Annotated in this window: 14 protein-coding genes; 3 read left to right on the plus strand and 11 right to left on the minus strand. The window is 65.6% G+C overall.

Annotated features, from left to right (window positions below):
* Nucleotides 1–6: 6 nt before the first annotated feature.
* The 4 genes from KF688_11620 to dnaE all read right to left on the minus strand — a co-directional run bounded on the left by KF688_11620 (nucleotide 7) and on the right by dnaE (nucleotide 6710).
* Nucleotides 7–951: a DUF1559 domain-containing protein gene (locus KF688_11620; GenBank protein MBX3426319.1), complete on the minus strand. Its 945-nt coding sequence runs from the start codon at nucleotides 949–951 to the stop codon at nucleotides 7–9.
* Between the two features lie 306 nt (nucleotides 952–1257).
* Entirely contained in the window at nucleotides 1258–1719 is a 462-nt protein-coding gene (gene tadA / locus KF688_11625; GenBank protein ID MBX3426320.1) for a tRNA adenosine(34) deaminase TadA, read from the minus strand.
* 177 nt (nucleotides 1720–1896) lie between these two features.
* Nucleotides 1897–2886: an SDR family oxidoreductase gene (locus KF688_11630; GenBank protein MBX3426321.1), complete on the minus strand. Its 990-nt coding sequence runs from the start codon at nucleotides 2884–2886 to the stop codon at nucleotides 1897–1899.
* Between the two features lie 173 nt (nucleotides 2887–3059).
* On the minus strand, nucleotides 3060–6710 hold the full coding sequence (gene dnaE, locus KF688_11635; protein MBX3426322.1) for a DNA polymerase III subunit alpha: 3651 nt from the start codon (nucleotides 6708–6710) through the stop codon (nucleotides 3060–3062).
* Between the two features lie 465 nt (nucleotides 6711–7175).
* On the opposite strand from dnaE, the gene KF688_11640 reads away from it, so the two are divergent.
* The 3 genes from KF688_11640 (at nucleotide 7176) to KF688_11650 (ending at nucleotide 12494) form a co-directional block, all read left to right on the plus strand.
* Nucleotides 7176–8795: a trypsin-like peptidase domain-containing protein gene (locus KF688_11640; GenBank protein MBX3426323.1), complete on the plus strand. Its 1620-nt coding sequence runs from the start codon at nucleotides 7176–7178 to the stop codon at nucleotides 8793–8795.
* Nucleotides 8796–8953: 158 nt separating this feature from the next.
* The gene (locus KF688_11645) at nucleotides 8954–9382 is read left to right on the plus strand and encodes a hypothetical protein (protein ID MBX3426324.1); all 429 of its coding nucleotides are present in this window, start codon (nucleotides 8954–8956) and stop codon (nucleotides 9380–9382) included.
* Between the two features lie 340 nt (nucleotides 9383–9722).
* Complete coding sequence (locus KF688_11650) at nucleotides 9723–12494, plus strand: bifunctional acetate--CoA ligase family protein/GNAT family N-acetyltransferase (GenBank protein MBX3426325.1); 2772 nt, start codon at nucleotides 9723–9725, stop codon at nucleotides 12492–12494.
* A 24-nt stretch (nucleotides 12495–12518) separates the two neighbouring features.
* Here KF688_11650 and KF688_11655 read toward each other — a convergent pair whose 3' ends face one another.
* The 7 genes from KF688_11655 to KF688_11685 form a co-directional block, all read right to left on the minus strand.
* Nucleotides 12519–12716 (minus strand): hypothetical protein, encoded by a 198-nt coding sequence (locus KF688_11655; GenBank protein ID MBX3426326.1) that lies wholly within the window; start codon nucleotides 12714–12716, stop codon nucleotides 12519–12521.
* A gap of 69 nt (nucleotides 12717–12785) precedes the next feature.
* Complete coding sequence (locus tag KF688_11660; GenBank protein MBX3426327.1) at nucleotides 12786–13112, minus strand: hypothetical protein; 327 nt, start codon at nucleotides 13110–13112, stop codon at nucleotides 12786–12788.
* A 16-nt stretch (nucleotides 13113–13128) separates the two neighbouring features.
* Nucleotides 13129–13338, minus strand: a complete 210-nt coding sequence (locus tag KF688_11665; protein MBX3426328.1) for a hypothetical protein — start codon at nucleotides 13336–13338, stop codon at nucleotides 13129–13131.
* A gap of 91 nt (nucleotides 13339–13429) precedes the next feature.
* The gene (locus KF688_11670; GenBank protein ID MBX3426329.1) at nucleotides 13430–13648 is read right to left on the minus strand and encodes a hypothetical protein; all 219 of its coding nucleotides are present in this window, start codon (nucleotides 13646–13648) and stop codon (nucleotides 13430–13432) included.
* A gap of 357 nt (nucleotides 13649–14005) precedes the next feature.
* A complete protein-coding gene (locus KF688_11675) occupies nucleotides 14006–14359 on the minus strand; it encodes an RNA-binding protein (GenBank protein MBX3426330.1) in 354 nt (117 codons plus the stop codon).
* Between the two features lie 280 nt (nucleotides 14360–14639).
* A complete protein-coding gene (locus tag KF688_11680) occupies nucleotides 14640–14969 on the minus strand; it encodes a PGPGW domain-containing protein (protein ID MBX3426331.1) in 330 nt (109 codons plus the stop codon).
* 117 nt (nucleotides 14970–15086) lie between these two features.
* Nucleotides 15087–17783, minus strand: a complete 2697-nt coding sequence (locus KF688_11685; GenBank protein MBX3426332.1) for a cation-translocating P-type ATPase — start codon at nucleotides 17781–17783, stop codon at nucleotides 15087–15089.
* Between the last annotated feature and the right edge of the window lie 6 nt (nucleotides 17784–17789).

The raw sequence follows: 17789 nt of genomic DNA on the forward strand, positions 1-17789 counted from the left end.
GTCAACTCAGTCGGTAAACACGTCGTCCGGAACCCGCCCGCCGTCGCCGATTGCAGCCAGCATGGTCAATGTCTCGATCGCCGTGTCGTGCGACACTCCGTGCACGCTGCCGTCGAGGAACGCAAAATGGCTGACCCCCGGATGGTCGCTCCCGAATTTGCCGGGGTAGTCGTCGTCGTTGCCGTTCGGGAAGCCGGCCGAGCTGCGTCGCACGACGGTGTGGCGAGCGTCGCCGGCGAATATGGCCGTGTCGCCCTGCCGAAGGTGGTAGAGCCCTTCGTCGCCCGTCGTCGGCGGCGGGGGAAGGTGCTTCTCGCCTAGGGCGTAGGTCATCGACAACCCGTCGGTCACCTGACGAGCGCTAATCCGCGACCGGGTGTACATCGGGCCGAACTGCGTCTCGTCGAATTGATCCTGGCCTTCCATCCCGTGCCGCGTGCTCGTGCCTGAGTTGGCCGCGTAATCTCCGCCCGCGGCGACGCCGCGCACCTTCGAGGGAGCATCGTCGTCGTCAAAGTCGCGATCAGCCGCCGGGCTGCGACGCGACGGGCAGAACATCACGTTCAGCGGGCTGCGCATCGCCAACGCGTTCACGTCGGCGTCGACCCGCTGGTCGCGAACAAATGCGTCGTGCATTGCCTGCTGTTCCAGGTACGGAAGAATCAGAAACGCCCAGGATACGGCGTACTGGTCGTTGCCGCTTGGGTAGCGGGGCGTCCCCGCTCGGGCCGAGGGGAAGTGCCCCCGGGCGTCGTGAAACGTCTGTACCGCGAGTCCCAATTGCCGCAGGTGATTCTGGCATTGGGTCCGCCGGGCCGCCTCACGCGCCGACTGAATTGCCGGCAAGAGCAACGCGAGTAGGATGCCGATGATCGCAATCACCACCAACAGCTCCACGAGCGTAAACCCCGCAACACGTCGAACCGACGAGCGACTAGAAACAGAAGACATGACACTCACCGCGACGATTGCCAATGGATGCAAGAACCCAAGACGCGGCCACGACCGTCGCACCGCAAAGGCGACGGATGCTAAACCATCCGCACGCCGCGACCGCTCCGCGGACCGCTGCGACGGCTTCCGCCGCAAGCTCAGCAAACCGCAACTCGCTCCGGCCGGCAACAGCCGCTCTGCTCCGGACGTGGGCGAACTTACATAGCCGCACCGTTCGGTCTGCTAGCTCACGCCCCGAGGCCGCGCGGTTGTTCGTGGCCCTGGGGTCAAAGCGGAGTTGAGCCCAGAAGGCGGGTTACAGATCTATCCCCGCTCTTGCCGCTTCCGGCGGAAGAACTCCCGCAAGATCTCGCCGCAAGGCTCGGCGAGCACCCCGGGGACGACCTCGCAGCGGTGATTGAGCCGGGGGTCTTCCAGGATTTGGAACAAACTTCGGGCCGCCCCCGCCTTGGGGTCGTCGGCCCCGTACACGACCCGCGGCACGCGGGCCTGGACGATCGCCCCCGCGCACATCGGGCATGGTTCCAGCGTCACGAACAACGTGCAGCCCGACAGCCGCCAACTCGCCAACGATTCAGCCGCCTGCGTAATTGCGATCATCTCAGCGTGAGCTGTCGGGTCGTGCAACTGTTCGCGCTGGTTGTGGGCCGCGGCGATCACCCGCCCTTCATGAACCACGACCGCCCCCACCGGCGTCTCGTCCTCGTATGCCGCGGCCTGGGCCTCGGCCAACGCCAACTGCATATAGAGCTCGTCAGTTGACATGCTGGCGATTACTGGGGAGGTCGAGGCTCTAGCGAAGCGAGACGGCCTGCTTCGCAGAGGGCCGGAGTTCGCTGAGCGGGGTTAACGACGAACGACCAAGCACCAACGACCAAGGCGTCTTGCGGTCCGAGAATCGACGCTTGGTCAATGCTCATGCTATCTGCGGTGAAACTGCCGTCAGTAATTCGGCGTCGGCGCCCGGTAGTCCGCCATGTTGATCGTCTTGAACCACGCAATCGTCTTGGTCAACCCTTCGCGGAGCGGGGTCTTGGGCTCCCAGCCTCCCAGATGCTTTCTGGCGAGCGAGATGTCGGGCCGCCGCCGCGTCGGATCGTCGGCCGGCAACGGGCGCTCGACGAGCTTCGACTTCGACTCGGTCAATTCGATCACCAGCTCGGCCAGCTCGCGGATCGTAAACTCGCCCTGATTGCCGATGTTCACCGGGCCAATGAAATCGTCAGGCCCGTTCATCATCCGCACGATCCCTTCCGCCAGATCGTCGCGGTAACAGAAGCTGCGGGTCTGCGAACCGTCGCCGAACACGGTAATGTCCTCCCCGGCGAGCGCCTGCCGGATAAAGTTCGACACGACTCGCCCGTCGTACGGGTGCATCCGCGGCCCATAGGTGTTGAAGATTCGTACGATCCGGACGTTGACCCTGTTCATGCGGTGGTAATCGACGAACAGCGTCTCGGCCGCCCGCTTGCCTTCGTCGTAGCACGCCCGCGGGCCGATCGGGTTCACCGAGCCGCGGTAGCTCTCGTGCTGCGGATGGACCTCGGGGTCGCCGTATACTTCGCTTGTCGACGCTTGCAACACCTTGGCCCGGCATCGTTTGGCGAGCCCAAGCATATGGATTGCGCCCAGCACGGAGGTCTTCATCGTCTTGATCGGGTTGTACTGGTAGTGGCCCGGCGCTGCGGGACAAGCCATGTTGTAGATCTCGTCGACCTCCAAAAAAATCGGGTGCGTAATATCGTGCCGCACCAACTCAAAATTCGGCTGCCCCAGCAGATGAGCGACGTTTGACTTCTGACTCGTGAAGAAATTGTCGACGCAGATCACGTCGTGCCCTTCGCCGACGAGCCGCTCGCACAGATGCGACCCCAAGAACCCGGCGCCGCCGGTAACGAGAATGCGTTTGATCGCGGACATAAGCCAGTGCATCCCAATGATTGACAGTCGCGTAGTCAGGGTCTCTTGCGTTGCGTTGTTGCGTCGTGCGCCGCACGTCAGGTGCGTGAAACCGGCGCCAAGTTGCGAAGCGACGAACGCGGCAGCGAAGGCTCTATCCTAATCGAGAACCCAAACCCTGCGAGCGGGTCGGGCGCCGAACTTGTTCACCGCGGCCGCCGCCCGCGACCGTTTCCGTGCCCGTTGCCGGCGCCATTGCCTGCAGGCTGAGGCCGGACGCTTTGCAGGTGGAAGTTCCCGGGTCCCAACAGGCCGTCGACCCGCTCGCGGAGCTCCGGATTGAGCTCGATCTTAAGCGTCTCGCTGTCGATGAACACGTGCCCTCCCGTCGCCAGGTCGAGTCGCAACTGCAGCTTCTTCGGGCCTGGGTAGCCGCGAACGATCTCGCGCAGTTGCTCCAGCCGCCGCTCGGCGTCGCCGTTTTGGGCGACGCGAATGACGATCCCGCTGCTGAACCGCGCCTCGAGGTCGGCGATCGGGATCACCTCGTCGACGATGACGTTGACCTCCTCGGCGCCGGGGCGTCGGTCGACCTTGCCGCGAATCGCTACGATCGCATCCGGCTGAACGAGCTGCCCGCACTGGGCGAATTGTTCGGGCCAGAGGATGCAGCGAGCGATCCCCTCCAGGTCCTCGAGGTCCCACATGGCGTACTTCGTCGGCGCCCCGGGGCTGCGCGGGTTCTTGGTGTGCGAGAACTTAATCGCCGCGATCATCCCCCCCATCAACAGTTCGCTGCGATGTTCCATCTGCAGAATCGACTTGCTCGAGTTGGGGCAGAACGTTCGCAGCGTCGGCTCATACTCGGCCAACGGATGGCTGCTCAGGTAGAAGCCCAGCACCTCTTTTTCCTGGGCGAGCGACTCCTTCTCGCCCCAGGCGGGGACTTCGGGCAGATCGATCGCGGCGTCGGTCGTTTCTTCCTCGACTTCGTCGAACAACCCCTTCTGCCCCGAACGTCGATCCGCCGCGGCCGCGGCGCCCGACTGCAGCGCCCGATCGAGCACCGCCATGTACTGGGCCCGATGTCCGCCCAGCTTGTCGAATGCGCCGGCCTTGACGAGCGATTCGATGGTCGCTCGGTTGCACGCCCCCGGGTCGACTCGTTCACAGAAGTCGAACACGCTGGCGAACGGCCCCTTGGCGACCCGTTCCTGGGCGATTGCTTCGGCCGCCCCGCTGCCGCACGCTTTGATTGCGCTGAGGCCGAAGTGGATTCTTCCGTTCGCGACCTTGAAGTCCGGATCGCTCGCGTTGACGTCGGGAGGAAGCACATCGATGTTCATCCGCCGGCAATCTTCCAGGTGCTCGACCAGCGAGTCCTTGCTCTTGAAGTTCCGTCCCGGAATGTCGCACGACAACAAGGCTGCCATGAATTCGACCGGGTAGTGCGCCTTGAGGTACGCGGTCATGTACGCGATCAGCGCATACGCGGTCGAATGGGACTTGTTGAAGCCGTAACCGGCGAACTTTTCGATCATTTCGAAAAGTTCGAGCGACTTCTTCGCGTCGAGGCCCTTCTCCTTCGACCCCGCGATGAATTCCTCCTTGTACTTGGCGATCATCGGCAGCTTCTTCTTGCTGATCGCCTTGATGCAGGTGTACGCGTGAGAGAGCTGAATCCCCCCCAGTCGGTTGAGAATCCGCATCACCTGTTCTTGGTACACCATCACGCCATGCGTTTCGGCGAGCACCTCCTCCATGACTGGGTGGGGGTACTCGGCCGGCTTGCGGCCGTGCTTCACTTCGATGTACTGGTCGACCATCCCCCCCTCGAGCGGCCCAGGTCGGTAGAGGGCGTTGGTGGCGATGACGTCGCGGAAATGGTCCGGTTTCATCCGCTGCAGGAGATCGCGAATGCCGCCGCTTTCGAGCTGGAAGATCCCCTTCGTCTCCCCCCGGCACAGCAGCGCGTAGGTCTCCTTGTCGTCGAGCGGGAACGCATACGGGTCGACCCGCTCTCCTCGCGACTGCTCGATGAGGTCGACGCTTCGGGCGAGGATCGTCAGGTTTCTCAGTCCCAGGAAGTCCATCTTCAGCAGGCCCGCCGCCTCGACGTCCCCCATCGCCCATTGGGTGATGACTTCCGTCTTGCCTTTGACGGTCTGCAGAGGCACGTATTCGTCGACCGGTCGTTCGGCGATCACCACGGCTGCGGCGTGCGTCCCCACGTTGCGAGCCAGCCCCTCGATCTTCCGGGCCAAGTCCAACAGCTCCCGAACCTCGGGGTCCTTGTCGTACGCTTGCTTGAGATCTTCGCTCGTTTCGAGCGCCTTGTTGAGCGAGATGCCGAGTTGGTCCGGCACCATCGCGACGATCTCGTCGACGCGAAAGATCGGCATGCTCATCGTCCGCCCCACGTCGCGGATGGCCGCTCGCGCCGCGAGCGTGCCGAACGTGCCGATCTGGGCGACGTTCGCTTCGCCGTATTTGTCTTTGACGTACTGGATGACCTCGCCGCGTCGCTCCTTGCAGAAGTCGATGTCGATATCGGGCGCTTCGAGCCGGCTCTCGTCGAGAAACCGCTCGAACAGCAGGTCGTATCGCAGCGGGCAAACATGGCTCAGCCGCAACGCGTAGCACACGAGCGACCCCACGCCCGAACCGCGGGCCGTACACGGAATCTGCTGCTCGACCGCGAACCGGACGAAGTCCCACACGATGAGAAAGTAGTCGCAGAACCCCAGCTTGCCGATCACGCCAAGCTCGCGATTGAGTCGGTCGTAGACCTCGCGCGACAGGTCGTCGCCCTCCCACCGATCGGCCTGCCCCGCGTACCTGTCCTTGAGCCCTGCGACGCACAGCTCGCGCAAGTAGTCAAGCGAAGACTTTTGCTCCGGCGGGGCGAATGTCGGGAAGTGCCGTTTGCCCAACTCCAGGTCGATGTCGACCGAGTCGGCGATTTGCTGCGCGCGCCTCAACGCGTCGGCCTGATCGCTCAGAGCCGCATACATCTCCTCGGGGCTCCGCAGGTAGAACTGATCTCCCTCCATACGCATTCGGTTGGCGTCGGTGCGGTACTTGCCCGTGTTGATGCACAACAACACGTCCTGGGCCTCGGCGTCCTCGCGCCGCACGTAGTGGGCGTCGCTGGTGGCTACCAGCGGCAGCCCCATTCGCCCCGCGACTTCGACCGCCGCCTCCTTGGCCAGCCGCTGGATCTCCAGCCCGTTGTCCTGGATCTCGATGAAGTATCGGTCTCCGAACACGCGCGAAAACCACGCGGCGATTTCCATCGCCCGGGCCACCTGTTCCTCGGCCTGGGCGCCGAGCGCCTCGCCCCGTTTGCCGCTCGAAGCGGCGAGCAGGGCCCGGCTGAATTCGCCGCTGACGCACCCGCTCAGGCAGATAATCCCTTCGCTGTATTCTTCGAGCAGTGCGCGATCGATCCGCGGCTTGTGGTAGAACCCTTCCAAAAACGCTCGGCTGGCAAGCTTCACCAGATTGCGAAACCCGGTCCGGTTCTGCGCAAGCAGCGTCAAGTGAAAGGTCGCCTCCTTCGACGACAACGCCCCCGATTTGTCGAACCGGCTTCCCGGCGCAACGTACGCCTCGTAACCCAGCACGGGGTTGATTTCGGCTTCCTTGCAGGCCTTGTAGAACTCCAGGGCCCCGTACAGATTGCCGTGATCCGTCAGCGCCAGGCCGTTCATTCCCAGCTCTTTCGCCCGCTTCACCAGCCCCTTGATCGGGCTGGCCCCGTCGAGCAGGCTGAAGTGGCTGTGGCAATGCAGATGAACAAACGACGGAACGACGACGGACTCGCTCACGGCGGCTCCCTCCCAATGGCGAACGATGGCCAAACCGCCATTGTAACGCCCCTGCTAGCAGCCGACAGGAGCGCACTTAACCGTCAGATTACGGGGCGTTTTTAGCAGCCAAGGGAAACCGATGCGACAAGCGGAGCAGGAACCGTGACGGCGCGACGAGGGCATGTCGATCGCCCCCCGTCGTGCTCGTCTCTGGGCGTGCTGAATCCGCCTCATCTCGCCCTGGCCCGCGTGATCGATTGCTAGCACGGCGCGGCTGAGTTTGCCCTTGCCCCGCCAGGGCATATCTCCGACCATCCGGCCCGCTCGTTCGGGTCGGGGCGTCGCTGGTACGCATCTCTTCGTCTGGATCGAGCGCCTGCCGCCAAATCATCGCGTCGCCCCGCGGGCGGAGAAGGATCTCCCTCGACGACGCGACTTGATCCGACCGCCAGACAACTCGCATCGGTCGACCCGCTCGACCGCGCGACCGCGCATCCACGGAAGGAAGCCATGGTCCGCAACCGCCTCGTCGGCTCGTTCGTCGCCGCGTTCGTACTTCTTGTCGCGCCGACCTTTGCCGGCGCTGCCCAGACGCTGCTCCTCGACTTCTCCATCCCCGGCTGCGCCCCCTGCCGGGCCATGCGGCCGATGGTCGCCGAACTCGCTCGGGCCGGTTACGCGGTGCGCGAAATCGACGCCACCCGCGAGCCGGAACTCGCTCGCCAGTTTCAAGTCGATCAATTTCCCACGTTCATCGTTCTGGTCGATGGGCGCGAAATGTCCCGACTCTCCGGGGCTACGACGGCACGCAATCTGGTCGAAATGATCGACAAATCGCAGCAGCTCGCCGCTCGCTCCGCCGCACCCTCGGTCCGCGGACAGTCGCCCGACGCGATCGCTCCGATCCAATTCCAGGGGGGACGCTCGACGTTCGCCCCCGAATCCCCCGGCGCGAACCCGGCGTTTCAGTCGCCGCAAGCGGGCCGGATCGTCGAACTCGAATCCCAGGCCGGCTACGAGCGTTCGCCAGCGCCTGTCCCGCCGCGTCGGGAGGACGCTTGGCCTCAAACGCGACCGACGCCTCCCTCCGCATCAATCGCCAAGCTGACTGCGGCCACAGTCCGGCTGTCGGTCGAGGACGCTCAAGGCAAGTCCACCGGCACGGGCACAATCGTCGACGCCCGCAGCGGCGAAGCCCTTATCCTGACCTGCGGACACATCTTCCGCGAGTCGCAAGGTCGGGGCGCGATTCAAGTGACGCTGTTCGATCACGGACCGCAAGGCGCCGTGAAACGCGACGTCGTCGCGGGACGGATGGTCGCCTACGATCTGGAACGCGACCTGGGCTTGGTCAGCATCTGGATCAACGCCCCCGTGCAAGTGGCGCCAATCGCCCCCGCAAACGCAGCCCCCGCGCGGGGAGAACCAGTCACCAGCATGGGCTGTAACGGCGGCGCCGACCCCACGCCGATCGTCAGCCGAGTCAACAGCGTCGATCGTTACACGGGGCATCCGAACCTGCAGGCCGCGGGAGCGCCGGTCGAAGGTCGCAGCGGCGGCGGATTGTTCGATGCTGCGGGCCAAGTGGTCGGCGTCTGCTTTGCCGCCGATCCTCAGGCCGACGAGGGGCTCTACGCCGCGCTGGGTTCGATTCACGCCAAGCTCGACGAGTTGCAGCTCTCGACCGTCTACCAACAGCCTGCGGGGACCGCGCTCGCCGCGCCGAGTCCGGCTGAGCCGCCCCAAGTCCGCGGCCAGGACCCGGCCGCGACGGCTCCCCTGCCGTTTGCCGACGAGCCCTCTCCCGGCGCCTTCGGTTCGACGCCGCCGGCCAATCCGTTCGCGTCCGCTGCGGCGCCCTCACCGGCCGCCCCGGTTCCCTCGCCTGATTGGCCGGCCTCTGCGGCGGAGCATCTCGATACGCCCAGACCGATGACCGCCGCCGAACTGGCGACACTCGACGAACTGGCTCGCCGCGCCGGCGCCAGCGAAGTCGTCTGCATCATTCGCCCCCAGGAACCGGGCGGGAAGAGCGAAGTGATCACGGTCAACGGAGCGTCGCCGGCGTTCGTCGAGGCTCTCGCCCGCTCCGCGGCCGCCGCTCGCGAGTCGGCCTCCGTGCGTCGCTAATATCTCCGGTGCACGTCGCACGGCCGGCACAATCGGCATCACCGCGCGGGCACGATTCTCCGCTCCGCAGTGCCTGTGCCGCCGCGCCTGTGGCCTAGACTTGTGAGCAAGACGCTGTGCGATTCCGGCGTCACGGGTCCTCCAAGCGCAACCCGGCCATGATCGTCTTTCTCGCCATCACGTCGATCGCCAATCTCGCTCTGGGGTTTGCGCTGGCGGTGTACCTGCTCCATTCGGGCGAGATGCCCCGCCGATTGACGCCGCGAACGCTGCTCGCTCCGATGCGGCCCGCGACAGTGACGCCGAGCAACGCGGTCGCGGAAGACTCCCCGGTCGTCTCCTCGACGACCTCCGACAAGGCGTTGGCTTCCCCGACAGAGCCCGACGAACACGTCGTCGAGGCCATGTCCTTAGGAGCGACCGAGACCTTGGCCGTTCCCGAAGCCGCCGAGAGCGACGAGAGCAGCGCCGAGAGCAGCATCGAAGCGAATCCCGCCGACGAGGTCGAGGAGGACGTTCTCGCGGGGATTGAGGCCTTCCGGGCCCAACTTGCCCAGCTCAAGGATGAGCCCGCGGTTGCGGAATAGCGTGGAGCCGATCGGTTTCGATCTGCGGACGGCGACTGCATCCGTGCGGATTCGCTCAAAAATGCTGCGGTCGCACACGCTTCGGGCCCCGCACCTCGAAAAAACGCCGCAAAATGTCGAGCCGATGAATCGGCACGGGGTTTGCTTTTCCTAAGGTCGCGTCAGGCGACCTGTCGCGACCAGCGGCGGTAATGGGTGACTGGGGCCCAGCGGCAACTTCGTCCTCGTGCCGGCAAGAGCGAGGACGACGCCCCAGCCACCCTCTTTTTTTATCCGCGCCCCCCTGCGTGCCGTTCATTCGTGCACGCAGGGGCGGCGGATAAGAAAGGAGCGCCATGCGATGCCGATCCGCAACTTGAAAAAAATCTTCGCCCCGCGCAGCATTGCGATCGTCGGGGCGAGCGCCGCCCCCGGCACGGTCGGACGTTCGGTGTTGGAGAACATCGTCCGCGGCGCCTTTCCCGGACCTGTCTGGCCGGTGAACCCGCGACACGGTTCCATCGGTCCGCACAAGTGCTTCGCGCATATTGCCGACCTGCCGGCGGCGCCGGACTTGGCCGTCATCTGCACCCCCGCGGCGACGACCCCGGCGGTGCTGCGCGAGATCGGCGCGGTCGGCACGCGCGGCGTGATCGTCATCTCCGCCGGCTTCCGCGAAGTTGGACCGCAAGGCCTCGCGTTGGAGCAGGAACTCGCCGCCGCCGTCGCGGAGTTCGACGGTCTGCGGCTCCTGGGGCCCAACTGCCTGGGGGCCATCAACCCGCATGCGCGGCTCAACGCCACGTTCGCCGCGGGAATGCCGGCCAAAGGGCGCGTCGCGTTTCTGTCGCAGTCGGGGGCGCTTTGCACCTCGGTCCTCGATTGGGCCAAGCAGGAGCACGTCGGGTTCTCCCACTTCATCTCGGTGGGGAACATGCTGGACGTCGGGATGGGGGATCTCATCGACTATCTCGCCGCCGACCCTGCGACCGAGGCGATCATCCTCTACATCGAGTCGATCACCGACGCGCGATCGTTCTTGTCGGCTGCGCGGGCGTTCTCGCGGAACAAACCGATCATTGCGTACAAGGCGGGCCGCTTCACCGAGTCGGCCCAGGCGGCCGCCTCGCACACCGGGGCCATGGCGGGAGTGGACGCCGTGTACGACGCCGCGTTTCGCCGCGCCGGGATCGTGCGGATCGACGAGATGACCGACATGTTCGACTGCGCCGAACTGATCGCGCGTCAAGCAACCCCCAAGGGACCGCGGCTGGCAATCGTCACCAACGCCGGAGGCCCGGGAGTCATGGCGACGGACTCGCTGTTGGCCCGGCGCGGCGAAATCGCTCGGCTGGCCGACGACACGATCGCAAAACTCGATGTCGTCCTGCCGCCTGCGTGGTCGCGGCGCAACCCGGTCGACGTGATCGGCGATGCAACCCCGGAGCGATACGCCCGCGCACTGGAACATGTGCTCGCCGACCCGGGGGTCGACGCGGCGCTGGCGATTTACTCGCCGCAGGCGATGAGCGATCCGACCGCCGCCGCCGCCGCGGTGATCGAAGTCGCGCGCAAGTCGAGCAAGCCGGTGCTCGCCTCCTGGATGGGGGGGCAAGCGATGGCCGAGGCGGTCGATCGCTTCAATCAAGCGGGCATTCCTACCTACTTCGCCCCCGAGCAAGCGGTGCGGGCCTTCATGAATCTCGTCTCCTACGCCCGCACTCGCGACTTGCTCTACGAAACGCCCCGCGACGTGCCGGTGGCGTTCTCGCTGAATCGCACGAAGTTTCGCGAGGTGTTCGATTCGCTGCTGACCGAGGAGAACGACGTCCTGGGGGAGAGCACCTCAAAGGCGCTGCTCGATGCGTACGAGATCCCCGTGACCAAGACCTATCTCGCCCGAACGGCGGACGATGCGGTGCAACTCGCGACGCGGGTCGGGTATCCCGTGGCGCTCAAGATCGCCTCGCCGCAGATCACCCACAAGACCGATGTGGGGGGCGTGGCCTTGGGGCTCTTGGACGAGTCTGCGGTGCGTGCGGCCTTCGACGAAGTGATCGCCTCGGCTCGCCGCCGGCGCCCCGACGCGACCGTCGAAGGGGTCGCCGTCCAGCGGATGATCGACCGTGCCGCCGGCCACGAGTTGATCGTCGGAGCCAAACGCGATCCTGTATTTGGTTCGGTGCTGATGGTCGGCGCCGGCGGGGTCGCCGCCGAGTTATACGCCGACCGCGCGCTGGAACTCCCCCCGCTCTCCGAACGGCTCGCCCGGCACATGCTTGAGAGCTTGCGTTGCTGGCCGCTGCTCAAGGGCTTTCGCGGTCGGCCGGCGGTCAACATCGACCGGTTGATCGAGGTGCTCATGCGGGTTTCGTACCTAGCGGCCGATTACCCCGAGATCGCCGAACTCGACGTCAACCCGCTGCTGGCCACGCCGGACGACGTCGTCGCGCTCGATGCGCGAGTGATCCTCGATCGCGCGGCCGTGCTGCGCACCCCGCGGCGGTTCTCGCATCTGGCGATCCGGCCCTATCCGGAGGAGTTCGTCCGCACGGCGAAGCTCGAAGACGGCGCCCCCTGCGTGCTGCGGCCGATCAAACCCGAAGACGAGCCGCTGTGGCACGAGCTGCTCGCGTCATGCTCAGTCGAAACGCGCTGGATGCGATTCGGCTGCTTGTTCAATCACACGACGCACGAGATGGCGACGCGGTACTGCTTCATCGATTACGACCGCGAGCTGGCGCTGGTGGCCGAGGTCGACGAGGGGGGAGAGCGGAAACTGGCCGGAGTCGGTCGGCTGGTCGCCAACACCGATCATTCGGACGCCGAATTCGCCATCCTCGTGGCCGACGCGTGGCAGAATCGAGGCTTGGGCTCGCTGATCACCGACGCCTGCTTAGACGTTTGCGCGGAGTGGGGCGTTCGCCGCGTCTTCGCCGTGACGGCCCCGGGCAACACGCGAATGACGCGGATTTTCCGCAACCGCGGATTCCGATCCGACGGGACGGCCACGTCCGAAGCGATCGTGTTGCGCAAGGAATTGTTCCCGGCGCCGGGCGCGGGAGGAAACGGATTCGCGACCTCCACCGGACCGCGTCTCCCCTGGACGCCGCCGACGGCCAGCGCGAGTTAAACCGCCGCAGCAATCGCGAGCGGATTAGCGTCGCCGGCGCGCGGGACGGCCTTCGCTGCGCGATTTCAGTTCTTCCAATTCATTAGAGAGCCTCAACCGCAGCGGGCTTTCGGGCGACATCTCCTCGAGCAGAGCCGCCGCGTCGACCATGGTCTGCGGCGTGACGCTTGATCCGTGGAACAAGGTTCGCCATTTCCGCGTCGCATCGCGTTCGTCGATCATTGTCGAGAGTCCTCCGAGGTGAGTGCGGGTTCCAGCATCGACGCGGAAAGGTTCTTCGCCGCGGGGTCGTCAGCGTTCGTCCGATCGTTTCATCCGGAGCAGCTTTCGCCGCGCCTCGGTCTTGATTTGTACGGACGCCGCCGGCATCTCCAAGAGCCGGGACAAGTCGTCGACGGCGCTCTCCCGATCGTCGATCGTACTGTACGCCAGCGCCCGGTTGAACAGCGCCATGGCCCGTACGTCAGGAGCCGTTTCAGGCATTTCGACGGCGATCGTGTAGTCGATGATCGCCGAATCGTTGCGGCCGGCGCGGGCTTCCAGCACTCCCCGCCGATAGTGCCACGCCGCTCGGATGCGCGGAGAGAACCGTTTTGTCAGCCAATCGAACAGCGGCATCGGGGTCCTGATCGGGTCAAGGAGCCGACTTGCGAGAAGTCGCGTCCACGGGGCCCGTCGCATAGGCGACGGCCGCTTTGCCGTTCGAAACGCAGAACCAGGGATGATCGACGGCCTCGAGGACTTCAGCGGCATCCCGGCCCGTATGCGCGACGAGCTCGTCCAACGAGCATTGGTCAGCGGCTTGGAACAGGTAATCCCAAACGAGGTTTCGAAGTTCGTCCATTGCGTCGCACCTCCGCGTTACGTACCGACTCGGCGGTCGAATTGCCCGCCGCCGACGCGACGCGTGATCAGTTTTAATCGCTCGCCGAAGATCAGCAATCGTCGGCCCGCATCGCCTCAAAGCCGGCGGCAGTGAGGCTGTATCCCCCGGCAAACGACTCTTTGATCAACAGTTGGCGATCGATGAGCCGTTGCAACGACGCCGCGTGTTGCAGTCCCAGCGGGCCGTGGAAACAAAGCATCTCCCCGGGCCCGACCAAGTAAGTTCGAAACACGGCCATCACGGCCGATTCAGCGCGGGTGAGCGTCACCGCAGATCCCCTCCTGTCAGACGGACTGGCTGTCAGTCGATGAAGGAGCGTCTCTTCGCGGAGCGCTCCACGGGCCGATCACAGCGTCATCGGGGGACGCATCGGATGCGGTCGACTTGCGATCCTGTCGCCGTGCACGTTTGTCTTCGGCGCGACGCTTCTTCTCCATCTCGCGGCGCTGCTTCTCGATCGTGTTCTGATTCTTCGCCATCGGCTCGCTCTGAGAGGTCGCCGCAGCGCCCGCGGGCGCTGCGGCATCGGCTGGGTGAATTCGTTGCCGCGCCAAGCTGCGCGTGAACGCGCGGGGGCGCATGAACGCCGTGCGCCGCTCCGCGGCGCGGACCGTTGAGTGAGCGATTACCAGCGGCGACCGCCGCCGCCGCCGCCGCCACGGTAGCCGCCGCCGCCGCCTCCGCCGCCACGGTAGCCGCCGCCACCGCCACCGCCGCCGCCGCGACGTTCTTCACGCGGCTTGGCTTCGTTGACCTTGAGCGGACGGCCCTCATGTTCGCGATCGTTCAACGCGGAGATCGCGCTCTGGGCGTCGGCGTCGCGCTCCATCTCGACAAATCCGAACCCTTTGCTGCGACCCGTGTCGCGATCCATGATCACCTCGGCGCTGCGAACAGCGCCGTACTCGGCGAACAGCGCTTCCAGATCGGCGCTCGTGACGCCGTAACCCAAATTGCCGCAATAGATTTTCTTACCCACGAACAACGTCCTCGCGCTGCGAATACCGGAACGGAATCAAAGCGACGCGCGCAGCAGCGGTCGTGATTCGTCAACGAGAAGGGACGGACGAAAGAGCGTGTGGCCGACCCATGAATGAAGCGGCATCGCATGCGCGATCGGCTGAACCAACGCATTGATTCTAACCGAGCCTCGGCAGTTTGATATGGGCGAATGCCCCGAATCGGACGATTTCGCCTGCCGCGGGGCGTTTCCGCGCCGGCTGTCCGCCGCCCCGGCGGGCGCAACTGGCCTTGACTTGCTACTTCGCCCGCCGCCCGTCGGTGCATTTGTCCTCGGAATTGGCGCCGAGGACGCTGCGCGCCTGGAGCTTGATTCGCTCGAGAAATCGCCGGGCCCAGGCGAACTCGACCGCCAACACCCCCAGACCCAACGGGATCACGACCATCGCCGGCCCCGGCGTGACGAGCATCACCACGCCGATCGCCACGATCGTCATGCCGATGACGAACACCACCGCGCGTCGGGCATGTCGCACGGCGATCCCGGCCTGCGTGCCGATCAACCGTTGCCAGCGTCGGTTCGGAGACCGGTTGCCAGGGGGCGTCGCGGGGGATGGAACTTCGGGCATGGCAGGTCGAACCTGAATGACGCCGGAACGAGGACGCGATGTCGTCTTCTCGAAGCGCCCCCGGCAACCAGGATCCTTGAGTAACCAGAACTCCCGTCCCCGTTCATTCGCTGTTGATCAGTCCAGCGCCCCGAACCAGCCGCGGCGTTCCATCCACTTGGCACCCTCTAGCACCGGGAATACGGTGAACGCCGCGACCGTGACGATCGCCCAATCGACGGCCGACAGACTGAACGTCTCGAACGGGGTCTGCAATAGGGGGATGTACACGATCAAAGCCAACAGCAGCAGTTCCCATGCGATCGCCATATTGAGCCAGCGATTGGCAAACGGACGGTGAAAGGCGGAAGTCCGATCAGAGCGGAAGTTGTACGCCTTGACGAACTGGATCAACACGAGCGACACGAACGTCATCGTCATCGAATGTTCGAGCGATCGGCCCGACTGCAGTTCCCAGGCGAAGAGCCCCAGGTTGACCAGCGCCGACCAGACCCCGCCGACCAGCATCAGCATGACGACCGACCGAGTGAAGATGCCACGTCGCGGCGAACGGGGAGGGCGCTCCATGAGTCCCGGTTCGGGGGGATCGACCGCCAGCGCCAGCGCCGGCAGGCCGTCTGTCGCCAAGTTGATGTACAGCAATTGTACGGCAGTGAGCGGCAACGGGTATCCGGCGACCGAGGCGCCGACCATCAGCCCGATCTCGCCGATGTTCGACGACAGCAAGTACATGAGGTACTTCTTGATGTTGCCGAAGATGACCCGCCCCTCTTCGACCGCGGCGACAATCGAGGCGAAGTTGTCGTCCAGCAGCGTCATCGCGGCGGCCTCGCGACTGACGTCGGTGCCGGTGATTCCCATCGCGATGCCGACGTCAGCCTTCTTGAGGGCCGGGGCGTCGTTGACGCCGTCGCCGGTCATGGCGACGATCTGCCCGATGCGCTGGTAAGCCGTCACTACCCGCAGCTTGTCGGCCGGCGAGACGCGGGCGTAGACCTCGATCGACGGAGCTTGGCGCTCGAGTTCGCCATCGTCGAGTCGCTCAAGCTCGGCGCCGGTGACGACATGGCCCGTCCGGAGCAGCCCCAGTTCGCGGGCGACCGCCTGAGCCGTCAGGGGATGGTCGCCCGTGATCATCGCCACCTTGATCCCCGCGGCGTTGCAGGTGGCGATCGCGGCACGCGCCTCGGGGCGCGGGGGGTCGATCATCCCGACGAGCCCGAGGAAGGTCATGTCCCGTTCCATCGTGGCGATCTCGGCGCCCGGTTTGTCGGCGACGGCCAGCATCCGCAGAGCCTCGCCGGCCTGTTGCTCGGCGAGGTCGAGGATCGACCGCCGAGCGATTTCGTCGAGTTCGACATCCCCGGCAGCGGTCGCCCGCCGCGTGCAGGCCTGCAAGACGATCTCGGGGGCCCCCTTCATGCAGGCCAGCGATCCTGCGGGCCCGTCGTGCAGCGTGCTCATCCGCTTGGTCTCGGACGAGAAAGGGATTTCGTGCGTGCGCGGGTGCTCGGCGTCGAGCGCGGCCTTCTGCAGCCCGGCTTTCGCGGCGGCGACGACGATCGCCCCCTCGGTCGGATCTCCTTTGATGCTCCAGGCGCCCTCCTGCTCGTCGCGCACGATCGCGGCGTCCGAGACCAGCACGCCGGCCTGGAGCAGACGGAGGAGCTCCCCGGGCGGGACGATCTCCTGACCGTCGAACGAGAATCGTCCCGGCGGTTCGTAGCCGATCCCCGCCGCCTCGAACACCCGGTCGCCGGCCGCGAGTTTGAGGACGGTCATCTCGTCCTTGGTCAGCGTGCCGGTCTTGTCCGAGCAGATGATCGACGTGCTGCCGAGCGTTTCCACGGCCGGCAGGCGCCGCATCAGCGCGTTGCGTTTGACCATCCGCTGTACGCCGATCGCCAGCGAAATCGTCACCACCGCGGGGAGCGCCTCGGGGACGACCGCCACGGCCAGCGCGATGCCGAAAATCAGCATCTCGATGAACGGCTGTCCGCGCCACAGGCCGATCGCCACGATGAACAGGATGACGACTCCCCCGGCGATGGCGAGCGATCGGCCGACGCGGTCCAGATTCTGCTGCAGAGGCGTTTGGCCCGTCTCGACCTCCTGGAGCATCGAGGCGATCTTGCCGAACTCGGTCTGCATGCCCGTGGCCGTCACGATTCCTCGACCGCGCCCATAGGTGGCTGCGGTGCCGGCGAAGACGAGGTTCGTCCGATCGCCGAGCGCCGAGTCGTGCGACGGCAGGGGGGCGGTTTGCTTCTCGACCGGCGCCGACTCGCCGGTCAGCGCGGCCTCCTCGACCTGCAGATTGACGGCTTCAAGCAACCGGCCGTCGGCAGGGATCTTGTTGCCGGCCGTCAGCAGAACGACGTCGCCGGGGACCAATTCACGGGCCGGGATTGCGATTTCGCGCCCGTCGCGCAGCACGGTCGCCAGTGGCGCCGCCATGCGGTGAAGCGCCTGGATTGCTCGCTCGGCGCGGAACTCTTGGACGAAACCCAGCAGCACGGCGAACAGCACGATGACGCTGATCGCGATCGCTTCGATCGCATGCCCCAGAAACGCCGACAACCCGATCGCGACGAGCAGGACCAGGATCAGAACGTTCTTGAACTGATCCAGCAGCAGCGACTGCCACGTCGCCCCGCCGGCGACCTGCAGCTCGTTGGGGCCGTGCTCCGCGAGCCGCCGGGCCGCCTCGGCGCCGGTCAGTCCGTCCGCTGTCGCGTCGAGCCGCTGGCACGTCTCGCCGATCGTCAGTTGGTGCCACGCGGTTGCGGGAGAAGGTTCTGCGAGAATTCCCATCCTGTC

It is taken from the genome of Pirellulales bacterium (genome assembly GCA_019636345.1).
Classification (GTDB): domain Bacteria; phylum Planctomycetota; class Planctomycetia; order Pirellulales; family Lacipirellulaceae.